The organism is Streptomyces kebangsaanensis, assembly GCF_001906585.1.
GTDB classification, from domain to species: domain Bacteria; phylum Actinomycetota; class Actinomycetes; order Streptomycetales; family Streptomycetaceae; genus Streptomyces; species Streptomyces kebangsaanensis.
This window is the reverse complement of sequence record NZ_JUJA01000166.1, coordinates 35,146-47,641: the sequence shown is the minus strand read 5'-3', so window position 1 is coordinate 47,641 and position 12,496 is coordinate 35,146. Positions and strand designations below refer to the sequence as shown.

The window sequence follows — 12,496 nt, the reverse complement described above, 5'->3', positions numbered from 1 at the left end:
GCCTGCTCGAAGCCCTCGCGGTAGAAGGCGAACACGGCGGCGTACCGGGTGGGGAGGTGCGCGGGGTGCATGTCCCAGCCCTGGTAGTAGGCGCGGGCCAGGGCACGGCGGATGAGGCCGTAGTGCAGCCGCCAGGCGTCGTGGACCTTCCCGGTCGGGCCGACCGGCAGCACGTTGGTGGAGCCGTCCGAGACGCGTACGCCGGTACCGGCCGCGGCGACCTGCATGACGGCCTTGGCGTGGTCGGCGGCCGGGTGGTCGCTTGCCTGGTGGGCCGGGGAGACACCGAGGCAGGCGCTGTAGTCGAAGGTGCCGTAGTGCAGCCCGGTGGCGCGGCCCTCGGCGGCCTGGATCATCCGGGCGACGGTGGCGGTGCCGTCGGCGGCGAGGACGGCCTGGCTGGTCTCGACCTGGATCTCGAAGCCGAGGCGCCCGGCCGGAAGCCCGTGGGCCTTCTCGAAGGCGTCGAGGAGCCGGACCATGGCGGTGACCTGCTCGGGGTACGTCACCTTCGGCAGCGTCAGGAGCAGCCCCTCGGGCAGCCCGCCGGCCTCCACCAGGCCGGTGAGGAAGACGTCCAGGGTGCGGATGCCCCGGTCGCGGACCGCCGCCTCCATGCACTTCACGCGGATGCCCGTGTACGGGGCGGCCGTCCCCTTCTCGTACGCCTCGGCGACCAGCCGGGCCGCGCGGGCGGCCGCCTCGTCCTCCTCCGCGTCCGGGCGGAGGCCGTAGCCGTCCTCGAAGTCGATCCGCAGGTCCTCGACGGGCTCGCGCTCCAGCTTGGCGCGGACGCGGTCGTGCACCGGTCCGGCCAGTTCGTCGCTCAGACCGAGGACGGCGGCGAAGGAGGCCGCGTCGGGGGCGTGCTCGTCGAGCGCGGCGAGGGCCTGGTCGCCCCAGGAGCGGATGGTGCCGGCGGCGATGACGTCACCGGGGACGTAGACCGTGTGGACGGGCTGACGCGTACCGGGGTCGCCCGGGTAGCGGCGCTCGAGTTCGGCGTCGACCGGCGCGAGGAAGGCGCTGATCTCCTCGCCGACGGCGCCGGCGAGGCTCGTCGCCACCTCCTGCCGCCGTCCCTGGCCCGTCCCGCGCCCTTCCGCTTCCCGCCGCATGGAACCAACAGTTATCCGCGGAGCTTCCCTCTGGTCAACACCCCTTGGACAGCCTGAGCCGTTCGCTCGCCCGGAACAGGCCGAGGCCCCCGTGACCGGGTGGGTCACGGGGGCCTCATCGGCGCCGGGGGGTCAGCCCTTGCGGGTCTTGATCTCCTCGGTGAGCTGCGGGACGACCTCGAACAGGTCGCCGACCACGCCGTAGTCGACCAGGTCGAAGATCGGGGCCTCGGCGTCCTTGTTGACGGCCACGATGGTCTTGGAGGTCTGCATGCCGGCGCGGTGCTGGATCGCGCCGGAGATGCCGTTGGCGATGTACAGCTGCGGCGAGACGGACTTGCCGGTCTGGCCCACCTGCTGGGTGTGCGGGTACCAGCCGGCGTCGACGGCGGCACGCGAGGCGCCCACGGCCGCGCCGAGGGAGTCGGCGAGCGCCTCGATGAGCGCGAAGTTCTCCGCGCCGTTGACGCCACGGCCGCCGGAGACCACGATCGCGGCCTCGGTCAGCTCCGGGCGCCCGGTGGACTCACGGGCGGTGCGGCCGGTGATCCTCGTGCCGGTGGCCTGCTCGGAGAACGACACCGACAGCTGCTCGACCGCGCCCGCGGCCGGAGCCGGCTCCACGGCGGCGCTGTTCGGCTTGACGGTGATGACCGGGGTGCCCTTGGTGACACGGGACTTGGTGCTGTAGGACGCGGCGAACACCGACTGGGTGGCCACCGGGCCCTCGTCGCCGGCCTCCAGGTCGACGGCGTCGGTGATGATGCCGGAGCCGATGCGCAGCGCCAGGCGGGCGGCGATCTCCTTGCCCTCGGTGGAGGAGGAGACCAGCACGGCGGCCGGGGAGACGGCCTCGACCGCGGCCTGCAGGGCGTCCACCTTCGGCACGACCAGGTATTCGGCGTACTCGGAGGCGTCGTGGGTGAGGACCTTCACCGCGCCGTGCTCGGCGAGCACGCCGGCGGTGTCGGCGGCGCCGCCTCCGAGGGCGACGGCGACCGGCTCGCCGATGCGGCGGGCCAGGGTCAGCAGCTCCAGGGTGGGCTTGCGGACGGCGCCGTCCACGTGGTCGACGTAGACGAGGACTTCAGCCATGGGACTTCTTCTCTCCTGCTTGCGAAGGGTGCGGGACGGGTCGGCGGACTGCGGCTCAGATGAACTTCTGGCTCGCGAGGAACTCGGCGAGCTGCCGGCCGCCCTCGCCCTCGTCCTTGACGATCGTGCCCGCGGTGCGGGCCGGACGCTCCGCGGCGGAGTCGACCTTCGTCCAGGCGTTCTCCAGGCCGACCTCGTCGGCATCGATGTCCAGGTCGGACAGGTCCCAGGACTGAACCGGCTTCTTCTTGGCCGCCATGATGCCCTTGAAGGACGGGTAGCGGGCCTCACCCGACTGGTCGGTCACCGACACGACGGCCGGCAGGGCGGCCTCGAGCTGCTCGGAGGCGGCATCGCCGTCGCGGCGGCCCTTGACGGTGCCGTCCTCGACCGAGACCTCGGACAGCAGCGTGACCTGCGGGACGCCCAGGCGCTCGGCCAGCAGGGCCGGGACGACGCCCATGGAGCCGTCGGTGGAGGACATGCCGGAGATCACCAGGTCGTAGCCGGCCTTCTCGATCGCCTTCGCCAGCACCAGCGAGGTGCCGATGGCGTCGGTGCCGTGCAGGTCGTCGTCCTCGATGTGAACGGCCTTGTCGGCGCCCATGGACAGCGCCTTGCGCAGCGCGTCCTTGGCGTCCTCCGGGCCCACCGTCAGGACGGTGATCTCCACGTCGTCGTCGGAGTTCTCCGAGATCTGCAGCGCCTGCTCGACCGCGTACTCGTCCAGCTCGGAGAGCAGACCGTCCACGTCGTCCCGGTCGACGGTCAGGTCCTCGGCGAAGTGCCGGTCGCCAGTGGCGTCGGGCACGTACTTCACAGTGACAACGATCCTCAAGCTCACGCCGGCTCTCCTACTGCATCGTCATTTCTGGGCTGCCTTCTTGCAGGCAGCATAGGCGCCTGAAGCGGCCGATCCCGATCGGGGCGACCGCGCGCTCCGAGCGGAATATTACTCGTCAGTACACCCAGTGCATGCCCGCTGAGCAAGCGCTTTGAACTGTGACCTTCGCAACGCAGCGTAATCGGAACCCGACGGGTTCGCAGGAGAGCGGTGCAGTGATCAATCACGCAGCGCGTTGAAGCGCCCCTGGTGGTAGAGGAGCGGACGACCGGCACCCGCGGGATCGCCGAGCACGACCTCGGCCAGCACGACGCGGTGGTCCCCGGCGGGCACGCGCGCGACGACGCGGCACACCAGCCAGGCGAGCACGTCGTCGAGGACGGGAACCCCCTCGGGCCCCTCCCGCCAGGAGGTCGACGCCCCGAAGCGGTCGGCGCCGCGGCGCGCGAAGGTGGCGGCCAGCTCCTCCTGGTGCTCGCCGAGTATGTGGACGCCGACGTGGTCGGTCGCGGCGATCGCCGGCCAGCTGGATCCGCCGGTGCCGACGCCGAAGGAGAGCAGTGGGGGCTCGGCGGAGACGGAGGTGAGGGAGGTGGCGGTGAAGCCCACCGGACCGGCCTCGCCGCGGGCGGTGATCACCGCGACGCCCGCCGCGTGCCGGCGGAAGACGGAGCGCAGCAGGTCGGGAGAGGCGGGCCGGAGAGCGGCGGAAGCGGTGAGGCCGGTCGTGACCGTCAGAGATGTGGCCGTCGTGGGGTTGGCCGTCATGGAGTGGTCCTTCTGCTGGGGGACGAGCGGGAACTGCGGCTGCTCAACAGTCCGGACAGCGCGCGCCCGCGCGGCGTGCGAGGCCGGCGCGGGCCCGCCCGGGGAGAAGGAGTTCCGAGGACATACGGTCAGGCTGACGATAGTTGGCGGGCGCAGTCAAGTACGTCCCGGGATCTGGGAGACGTCTCACCGTCACGGGCACGGGCGTCGCACCGCCTCGCCCAGGGCCGCGATGACGTCCGCCTTGCGCGGCTGTCCGGTGGCGCGCCGCACGACGCGGCCGTCGGCGTCGAGGACGAGCACGGTGGGCGTCCTCAGGATCCCGAGCTCGCGTACGAGTTCCAGGCGGGCCTCGGCGTCGATCTCGACGTGGGCGACTCCGCGGACCATGCCGGCCACCTCGCCGAGGACGCGCCGGGTCGCCCGGCAGGGGGCGCAGAAGGCGCTGGAGAACTGCACGAGCGTGGCGCGGGCGCCGAGGTCCTCGCCCAGCTCGGCCGGCCCGAGCCGTCGGCCTTCGTCCTGTCCGCGCACCCGCACTCTCCCGTTCCACCGCCGCGCATCACCGGTTCGGTCACCCCCCTCAGCGTTTCCGGGGTCGTGAAGATTCCCGTTCCGTGGGCCGACGGGGGTAATCACAGGGCCGACGTGACGAGGATCTCGCCGGGGATGGGCACGTGGACTGGCTCCGCGGCCGTTCTTGGGGCACGATCTGCGACAGGCCGTAAACCTACGGCAGCGTAACTTCCGCCGGGAGTCCCTTCCCTGGCAGAGAGAAGGGTCCGCCCCGCTCATGGCAGAGCTCGTCTACCGCCCCGCCATCGGTCTCGCCCGCACGATGTTCAAGGTGTGGGACCTCAAGATCGACTGCCAGGGGTCGGAGAACATCCCGCGCTCGGGCGGTGCCGTGCTGGTGAGCAACCACATCAGCTATCTGGACTTCGTCTTCAACGGGCTCGCCGCGCTTCCGCAGAAGCGCCTGGTGCGCTTCATGGCGAAGGAGTCGGTCTTCCGGCACCGGATCTCCGGCCCGCTGATGCGCGGCATGAAGCACATCCCGGTGGACCGCGCCCAGGGCGAGGCGGCGTACGCGCACGCGTTGGACTCGCTGAGGTCCGGCGAGGTGATCGGGGTGTTCCCGGAGGCCACGATCTCGCAGTCGTTCACCCTGAAGAGCTTCAAGTCGGGTGCGGCGCGGCTGGCCCAGGAGGCGGGCGTCCCCCTGGTCCCGATGGCGGTCTGGGGCACGCAGCGGCTGTGGACGAAGGGTCACCCGCGCAACCTCAAGCGCAGCCACACCCCCATCACGATCCGGGTGGGCGAGGCACTGGAAGCCTCCCGCGACCAGTACGCGGGCGCCATCACCCGACGCCTGCGCGAGCGCGTCCAGGAACTCCTGGAAGCCGCCCAGCGCGCCTACCCCGTCCGTCCCAAGGACCAGCACGACACCTGGTGGATGCCGGCCCACCTCGGCGGCACGGCCCCGACGCCGGAACAGCTGCGCACGGCCGGGGCGCACTGACGCACGACGCGTGGCGGGAACGCCGCTTCCGGAGCGCACCGACCTGACGTAGTGTCTGTTGTCCGCGCGGGGGGAGGGAATGTCCGTGGTCACGATCGGCGTCATGTTCGGCGCGTTCGCAGCACTCGCGCTGCTTCTGATCCTCGTGATCCTGCGGCGCGGCAACAGAGCCACGGAGAACGCCGACGGACTCCTCATCGAGGAGGCCCGCCGGGTCCAGGCACATCAGGACCGCGTGTCGTACAACGCCATGACGGTGCACAGCACCAGCCCGACCATGAGCGACCTACACCGCCGCCGTTAGCGACGGCCGCCGGGCGGCTCAGGCCGCGGACCACGGCTCCCGTACGGTGACGCATACTCCGGGGCTGAACTTCTCCAGCAGTTCGGCGAGTTCGGTGGCCGCCGCCCGCACCTCGGCGACCGGCACCGGGTCCAGGCTCTCCAGCAGGAAGATGCCCGAGGTGGTCCCCTCGGTGAGGCGGGTGCGGGGGCCCTGGCGCCAGTTCCAGCGGCGGCAGGTCACACCGGCCTCGTCGCGCCACACCACCTCGCCGGCGTCCGGGTGTTCGACGGTCTCCTCGCCGCCGGCGACGGTCACGAAGTCCTCCTCGCCGCCGGCGCGCACCAGGCGCATGCCGCCCTGGACGAGGTCGAGGTCCTCGCCGCCGACGGGGACGAGGTGGGCGACGCTGATGGCGTTGTAGAGGTCGACGAGGACGTTGATGCGGGGCAGCCCGGCGTCCGTCAGCGCGCGCCGGGCCAGCGCCTCGGCCGAGTTGCGGGTGCGGGAGGGCTTGGAGCCGAACGCGGTGTACGTCGCGCGCCAGGCGGCCATGTGCGGGTCCTCGTGCGGGGCGCGCCCGTCGAGGCGTACGGCCAGACGGCGGGCCGCGTCGTCCAGGAGTGCCGAACTGGCCTCGGTGCTCGGGCCGTTGACCAGTCCGTGGGCCTCCACGGCCACGTGGGTGAAGCCGGGTGCGAGCGCGCGCACCTCGTCGGACACGGTGAGGGACAGCGTCATCTTCTCTTGCCTCGGGATCAGAGTGCGTCAGGCAGCGACTTCCACAGCCACGACCGGTCGGGGGCAGCCTTGAGGGCAGCCAGTACAGTCGGGTGCGGTTCAGCGTACAGCACCGGATAGTCCATCTCATTTGACTCCGGGGCCGGCGCGAAGGCCAGGCGTTCACCGGCGAGGGAGAACCGGGCGTCGACACCCGGCCTGTTGCCGCGCGGGTCCTGCCGGTGCCATGCGCCGTTGAACCGCACGGCGACCAGCCCGTGCACCGCGTACCCGCCGTCCTCGTCGTGCGCGAGGCGCTGGTAGCACAGCGCGGCGGGGATGTCCTCGGCCCGCAGCAGGGCGGTCAGCGCATGGGCCTTGGCGTAGCAGATTCCGGTGCGCTGCCGCAGGACGCCGGAGGCCCGCCAGGTGACACGCGGGTCGCCCGAGTCCTGTGAGTGCGGGATGGCGTCGCGTACGAACTCGTACGCGGCCCGCGCATAGGCATACGAGGCAGCCGCCCCCTCGGCGAGGCGGGNGGGCGGCTGCCTCTGATCGCATAACTATGCAGTCGGACCGCTAGCGCGCCATCTCCTCTTTCAGCGCCGCCACGAACGTGTCCACGTCGTCCTCCGTGGTGTCGAAGGCGCACATCCAGCGCACCACGCCCTCGGCCTCGTCCCAGAAGTAGAAGCGGAAGCGCTTCTGCAGGCGCTCGCTCACGTCGTGCGGGAGCTTGGCGAAGACGCCGTTGGCCTGGACCGGGTGGAGGATCTCCACCCCGTGGACGGCGCGCACGCCCTCCGCGAGGCGCTGCGCCATCCCGTTGGCGTGGCGGGCGTTGCGCAGCCACAGGTCCTTGGCGAGCAGCGCCTCCAACTGCACCGAGACGAAGCGCATCTTGGAGGCGAGCTGCATGCTCATCTTGCGGATGTGCTTCATCCGGCGCACGGCGTCCTGGTTGATGACCACGACCGCCTCGCCGAACATCGCGCCGTTCTTCGTCCCGCCCAGGGAGAGGATGTCGACGCCGGCCGCGTTGGTGAAGGTCCGCATGGGGACGTCCAGGGAGGCGGCCGCGTTGGCGATGCGGGAGCCGTCCAGGTGCACCGTCATCCCGCGCGCGTGGGCGTGCTCGCAGACCGCCCGGATCTCCTCGGGTGTGTAGAGGGTGCCCAGCTCCGTGCTCTGGGTGATCGAGACGACCTGCGGCATCGCACGGTGCTCGTCCTCCCAGCCGTACGCCTGCCGGTCGATCAGCTCGGGCGTGAGCTTGCCGTCGGGGGTGGGCACGGTGAGCAGCTTCAGGCCGCCCACGCGCTCGGGCGCGCCGCCCTCGTCGACGTTGATGTGCGCGCTCTCGGCGCAGATCACCGCGCCCCAGCGGTCGGTGACCGCCTGGAGCGCGACGACGTTCGCGCCGGTGCCGTTGAACACCGGAAACGCCTCGGCGCCGGCGCCGAAGTGGCTGCGGACGATCCGCTGGAGGTTCCCGGTGTAGTCGTCCTCGCCGTACGCGACCTGGTGGCCGCCGTTGGCCAGGGCCAGGGCGGCGAGCACCTCCGGGTGAACCCCGGCGTAGTTGTCACTGGCGAAGCCGCGGACCCGCGGGTCGTGATGGCGACGGGCGTCGGTCCTGGGAGGGTTCACGGCTTCTCGGTCAGCCACAGACGTTTTCCGTTCACTTCCGCGGCGGGCTTGCTCCACACGTCGACGACGGCGTCGGCCAGGTCCTTGACGTCCGTGAAGCCCGCGAACTTCGCGTTGGGGCGCTCGGCGCGCATCGCGTCGTGCACCAACGCCTTCACCACCAGGATCGCAGCCGCCGAGGTCGGTCCCTCGGGGCCCCCGGCCTTGCGGAAGTAGTCGGCCATGGCCAGCGTCCATGCCTCGGCGGCGGCCTTGGCGGCGGCGTAGGCGGCGTTGCCCGCGGTCGGCTTGCTGGCGCCCGCGGCGCTGATCAGCAGGTACCGGCCGCGCTCACTGCGCTGCAGCGCCTCGTGGAAGGCGAGGGAGGTGTGCTGCACGGTGCGGATGAGCAGCAGCTCCAGGAAGTCCCAGTCGTCGAGGCTGGTCTTGGTGAACGTCTCGCTGCCGCGCCAGCCGCCCACGAGGTGGACCAGGCCGTCGATCCGGCCGAAGTCCTTCTCGATGTGAGCGGCCCACTCGCGGGTGGACCGCAGGTCGAGCAGGTCGACCGTGTCCCCGGTGACGGTGGCGCCGCCGGCGGCGTACCTCGCCGCGTCCACGGCCTCCGAGAGCCGCTCCGGGTCGTTGTCCGCGCCGACGACGGTCGCCCCCGCCTCGGCGAGCCGGAGCAGTGCCGCCCGGCCGGCCGGTCCGCCCGCGCCGGCCACCGCGATCACCGCACCGCTGAGAGCCCCGTTCCCCACCATGTTCCTCGCCTCCTGAGCAGTGTTCCCGGTTCCGCGGCCGCTCACGCGGCGACCCGCTCGGCGCTGTCCGCCGTGATGCCTCTGGTCGAGGCGATCACATTCTTCAGCTTCCTGGACAGTGCCTCGTAGAACATGCTCAGCGGAAACTCGTCCGGAAGCACGTCATCCACGAGCTTGCGCGGCGGCTGGGTCAGGTCCAGCGCGTCGGGACCCTTGGCCCACTTCGAGCCCGGGTGCGGGGCGAGGTAGGTGGAGACCAGCTCGTATCCGGCGAACCAGTGCACTAGCTTCGGCCGGTCGATGCCGTCGCGGTAGAGCTTCTCGATCTCGGCGCACAGCTGGTTGGTGATCCGCGGGGCGCGCTCCCAGTCGATGGAGAGCTTGTTGTCGGTCCAGCGGACCACGTCGTGCCGGTGCAGGTAGGCGAAGAGCAGCTGGCCGCCGAGGCCGTCGTAGTTGCGTACGCGTTCGCCGGTGACCGGGAAGCGGAACATGCGGTCGAACAGCACCGCGTACTGCACGTCACGGGCCTGCGCGACACCGTCCGCCTGGAGCTTGACGGCCTCCTTGAACGCGGTGAGGTCGCAGCGCAGCTCCTCCAGGCCGTACATCCAGAACGGCTGGCGCTGTTTGATCATGAACGGGTCGAAGGGCAGGTCTCCGTGGCTGTGGGTGCGGTCGTGGATCATGTCCCACAGCACGAAGGCCTCCTCGCAGCGCTTCTGGTCGTGGACCATGGCGGCGATGTCCTCGGGCAGGTCGAGGCCGAGGAGGTCGACGGCGGCGGCGGTCACGCGGCGGAAGCGGGCGGCCTCGCGGTCGCAGAAGATGCCGCCCCAGGAGAACCGTTCCGGCGCCTCGCGCACGGCGATGGTCTCGGGGAAGAGCACGGCGGAGTTGGTGTCGTAACCGGCCGTGAAGTCCTCGAAGGTGATGCCGCAGAACAGCGGGTTGTCGTAGCGGGTGCGCTCCAGCTCGGCCAGCCAGTCCGGCCAGACCATGCGCAGGACGACCGCCTCCAGGTTGCGGTCCGGGTTGCCGTTCTGCGTGTACATCGGGAAGACGACCAGATGCTGCAGGCCGTCCACGCGGTTCGCGGCGGGGTGGAAGGCCAGCAGCGAGTCGAGGAAGTCGGGCACCTCGAAGCCGCCCTCGGCCCAGCGCCGCAGGTCCTTCACCAGTGCCTCGTGGTAGGCGGCGTCGTGCGGCAGCAGCGGGGACAGCTCCTCGACGGCCTCGGTCACGCGGCGTACGGCGGCCTCGGCGTCCGCGCGGCCGGGGGCGCCCTCGGCGGTGAAGTCGATCGAGCCGTCCTTGGACTGCCATGGCCGGATGCGTTCCACGGCATCCTTGAGCACGGGCCACGCCGGGTGCTCGACCACCCTGCTCACCAGAGGAACCTGCTCCTCCGTGCCCACCTGCACAAGAATTTCCGTCATGTCCCATCCTCCACGGGAGAACCTCGCGTAAGGAGACCGTATACATACGAGGTTTCTCCCAGCAAGGGGCTCTTCGGGAAATTATCCTGCACACACCCATCATCACCGCTTATTTTCCGGCTCCACACCCGGATGGCGCGAGTTCCATTGAGCCGATCAAGCGATGCGGACCTCATCGCACAAGGGCGGTTTCCAGCCGCGGGCGGCCGCGCGCGGGACCGCGGCCCCATCGGTCAACCCGCGGACGACTCGCCCACGCCGGAGTGACCTCTCCGGCGAGCACGGCCCCGTACCGGCCGGGTTGTCACCCCACTGCCCCGTGTACGCGGGGGTTCAACCCGCCGCCGGGCCACTAGGCTGCGGCACTGCCGCGCGGACGGGGTCCGTCCGCTCCGCTCCGCGCCGCGCCGAGCCGCCGTCGACGGAAGCGAGTTGAACCTTGAACTTCCTTACCATCGGTCACCGCGGAGTCATGGGTGTCGAACCCGAGAACACCCTCCGTTCCTTCGTCGCCGCCCAGCAGGCCGGCCTGGACGTCATCGAACTGGATCTGCACCTGAGCAAGGACGGCGCGCTCGTCGTCATGCACGACACCGAAGTGGACCGCACGACCGACGGCAGCGGCGCGATCGCCGACAAGACCCTCGCCGAGCTGCGCTCGCTGGACGCGGGGCGCGGCGAGCGGATCCCCGTGTTCGAGGAGGTCCTCGACGCCGTGCGCACTCCGCTGCAGGCGGAGATCAAGGACGTGGCCGCGGCCCGTGCCCTGAGCGAGGTCATGCGGCAGCGGGACCTGGTCTCCCGGGTGGAGGTGTCCTCGTTCCACGACGAGGCGATCACCGAGATCGCCCGCCTGGTGCCGGGCGTGCGCACGGCTCTCGTGGCCGGCCGCTACGGCACCGACGTCGTCGAACGCGCCACCGCGGCCGGCGCCGCGACGCTCTGCCTCGACATCCGCCGGCTCACCCTGGAGGTCGTCGAGCACGCGCGCAAGGCGGACCTGAGGATCATCGGCTGGGTCGTCAACACCCAGGACCACCTGCGGCTGGCCCGCGCGTTCGAGCTGGACGGGGCGACCACCGACTACCCGGAGATCAAGCGCACGGGCCGCTTCACGGCGTAGCCGGTCCCGGCTGCTCGAGTTCCTTGACCAGCAGCTCGAACTCCAGGTCGTCGCGCTGGGGAATGCCGAAGCGCTCGTCGCCGTACGGGAAGGGGCTGGTCCTTCCCGTACGGCGGTAGCCGCGGCGCTCGTACCAGGCGATCAGGTCCTCGCGCACGGTGATCACGGTCATGTGCATCTCCTTGGCGCCCCAGTCCTCCCGGACCCGGCGCTCCGCCTCGGCCATGACCGCCTTGCCCAGGCCGGCGCCCTGCAGCGCGGGGCTGACGGCGAACATCCCGAAGTAGGCGTGGTCGCCGCGGTGCTCGAGCTGGCAGCAGGCGACCACACGGCCGTCCCGCTCGACCGTCAGCAGCCGGCTGCCGGGCGACTTGATCACCTCCAGCACGCCCTCCGGGTCCGTCCGCCGCCCCTGGAGGATGTCCGCCTCGGTGGTCCACCCGGCCCGGCTGGAGTCCCCGCGGTATGCCGACTGGATCAGGCGCACCAACGTGTCGACGTCGGCGTCCGAGGCGTCGCGGAAGGTCAGTGGTCCGGCGGTGGCGGTCTCCATGGAAGGTGCCTCTCGAAACTCGCTCGGGTGGGGCGCGCGGCTGCGCGGGGACGGGGGCAATCCTGCCACTAGGCTCCGGGCGCATGGTGCACGTACTCAGCAGTCGGACACTGCTCCGGCCCACCGACCCCGAGCGCTCCCGCGTCTTCTACGGCGAACAGCTGGGGCTCGCCGTCTACCGCGAGTTCGGCGCGGGGCCGGAGCGCGGCACCGTCTACTTCCTGGGCGGCGGCTTCCTGGAGCTCTCCGGGCGCTCCGAGGACCCGCCGTCCCCCGCCGTGCGGCTCTGGCTCCAGGTCGGGGACGTGGCCGCCGCCCACGAGGAACTGCGGGCCAAGGGCGTCCGGATCACACGTCCGCCGGTTCGCGAACCGTGGGGACTGGTCGAGATGTGGGTCGCCGATCCGGACGGCACACCCATCGTCCTCGTCGAGGTTCCGGCGGACCATCCGCTGCGGTTCCGGCCCGGGATCTAGTGCTGCGACCGGAAAGGTTTGCCGGAAAGCTCGCGGCGTCCGGTGCGGTGCATCGCAAGGCGGAGCATCACCCGCGTACTGGATGTACTCGGGTGATGCGACAACGCGGCGAGGTGCCGTGCCGGGCGTCGCGAGCCGGTGAACCTTTCCGGTCGCAGC

14 protein-coding genes and 1 pseudogene are annotated in these 12,496 nt (G+C 71.2%); 4 read left to right on the top strand and 11 right to left on the bottom strand.

Annotated features, from left to right (window positions below):
- The 5 genes from RH94_RS34310 to RH94_RS34290 all read right to left on the bottom strand — a co-directional run.
- A partial coding sequence (locus tag RH94_RS34310) for a DUF6986 family protein (protein WP_234426256.1) occupies positions 1–1,118 on the bottom strand: 1,118 nt, incomplete at its 3' end.
- 132 nt (positions 1,119–1,250) lie between these two features.
- Positions 1,251–2,213, bottom strand: coding sequence for an electron transfer flavoprotein subunit alpha/FixB family protein (locus tag RH94_RS34305; RefSeq protein ID WP_073952211.1), 963 nt, complete (start codon positions 2,211–2,213; stop codon positions 1,251–1,253).
- A gap of 55 nt (positions 2,214–2,268) precedes the next feature.
- Positions 2,269–3,057 carry an electron transfer flavoprotein subunit beta/FixA family protein gene (locus tag RH94_RS34300; protein WP_073952210.1) on the bottom strand — a complete coding sequence of 263 codons (789 nt, stop codon included), beginning with the start codon at positions 3,055–3,057 and terminating at the stop codon, positions 2,269–2,271.
- Positions 3,058–3,276: 219 nt separating this feature from the next.
- Positions 3,277–3,795 carry a flavin reductase family protein gene (locus RH94_RS34295; protein ID WP_073952283.1) on the bottom strand — a complete coding sequence of 173 codons (519 nt, stop codon included), beginning with the start codon at positions 3,793–3,795 and terminating at the stop codon, positions 3,277–3,279.
- Positions 3,796–4,017: 222 nt separating this feature from the next.
- Positions 4,018–4,365, bottom strand: coding sequence for a TlpA family protein disulfide reductase (locus RH94_RS34290; RefSeq protein ID WP_199881125.1), 348 nt, complete (start codon positions 4,363–4,365; stop codon positions 4,018–4,020).
- Positions 4,366–4,618: 253 nt separating this feature from the next.
- Between RH94_RS34290 and RH94_RS34285 the strand changes: the two genes are divergently transcribed.
- Positions 4,619–5,347, top strand: coding sequence for a lysophospholipid acyltransferase family protein (locus RH94_RS34285; RefSeq protein ID WP_073952208.1), 729 nt, complete (start codon positions 4,619–4,621; stop codon positions 5,345–5,347).
- Between the two features lie 79 nt (positions 5,348–5,426).
- The gene (locus RH94_RS34280; protein WP_234426239.1) at positions 5,427–5,651 is read left to right on the top strand and encodes a hypothetical protein; all 225 of its coding nucleotides are present in this window, start codon (positions 5,427–5,429) and stop codon (positions 5,649–5,651) included.
- Between the two features lie 18 nt (positions 5,652–5,669).
- On the opposite strand, the gene RH94_RS34275 is transcribed toward RH94_RS34280, so the two are convergent.
- The 5 genes and pseudogenes from RH94_RS34275 to RH94_RS34255 form a co-directional block, all read right to left on the bottom strand.
- The gene (locus tag RH94_RS34275) at positions 5,670–6,371 is read right to left on the bottom strand and encodes a B3/B4 domain-containing protein (RefSeq protein ID WP_073952207.1); all 702 of its coding nucleotides are present in this window, start codon (positions 6,369–6,371) and stop codon (positions 5,670–5,672) included.
- Between the two features lie 17 nt (positions 6,372–6,388).
- Positions 6,389–6,888 (bottom strand): annotated as a pseudogene (locus RH94_RS34270) (transglutaminase-like domain-containing protein); the annotation flags it as partial.
- 41 nt (positions 6,889–6,929) lie between these two features.
- Complete coding sequence (locus RH94_RS34265; protein WP_073952206.1) at positions 6,930–8,000, bottom strand: threonine aldolase family protein; 1,071 nt, start codon at positions 7,998–8,000, stop codon at positions 6,930–6,932.
- Positions 7,997–8,746: an SDR family oxidoreductase gene (locus RH94_RS34260; protein ID WP_234426238.1), complete on the bottom strand. Its 750-nt coding sequence runs from the start codon at positions 8,744–8,746 to the stop codon at positions 7,997–7,999. Before RH94_RS34260 ends, RH94_RS34265 begins: the two co-directional genes overlap by 4 nt.
- Positions 8,747–8,787: 41 nt before the next feature.
- Positions 8,788–10,185, bottom strand: coding sequence for a DUF6421 family protein (locus RH94_RS34255; protein ID WP_073952205.1), 1,398 nt, complete (start codon positions 10,183–10,185; stop codon positions 8,788–8,790).
- A gap of 439 nt (positions 10,186–10,624) precedes the next feature.
- On the opposite strand from RH94_RS34255, the gene RH94_RS34250 reads away from it, so the two are divergent.
- Complete coding sequence (locus tag RH94_RS34250; protein ID WP_073952204.1) at positions 10,625–11,308, top strand: glycerophosphodiester phosphodiesterase; 684 nt, start codon at positions 10,625–10,627, stop codon at positions 11,306–11,308.
- Here the strand turns inward: RH94_RS34250 and RH94_RS34245 are convergent.
- Positions 11,298–11,861 (bottom strand): GNAT family N-acetyltransferase, encoded by a 564-nt coding sequence (locus RH94_RS34245; RefSeq protein ID WP_073952203.1) that lies wholly within the window; start codon positions 11,859–11,861, stop codon positions 11,298–11,300. The genes RH94_RS34250 and RH94_RS34245 overlap by 11 nt on opposite strands.
- 83 nt (positions 11,862–11,944) lie before the next feature.
- On the opposite strand from RH94_RS34245, the gene RH94_RS34240 reads away from it, so the two are divergent.
- A complete protein-coding gene (locus tag RH94_RS34240; protein WP_073952202.1) occupies positions 11,945–12,337 on the top strand; it encodes a VOC family protein in 393 nt (130 codons plus the stop codon).
- Positions 12,338–12,496 lie beyond the last annotated feature (159 nt).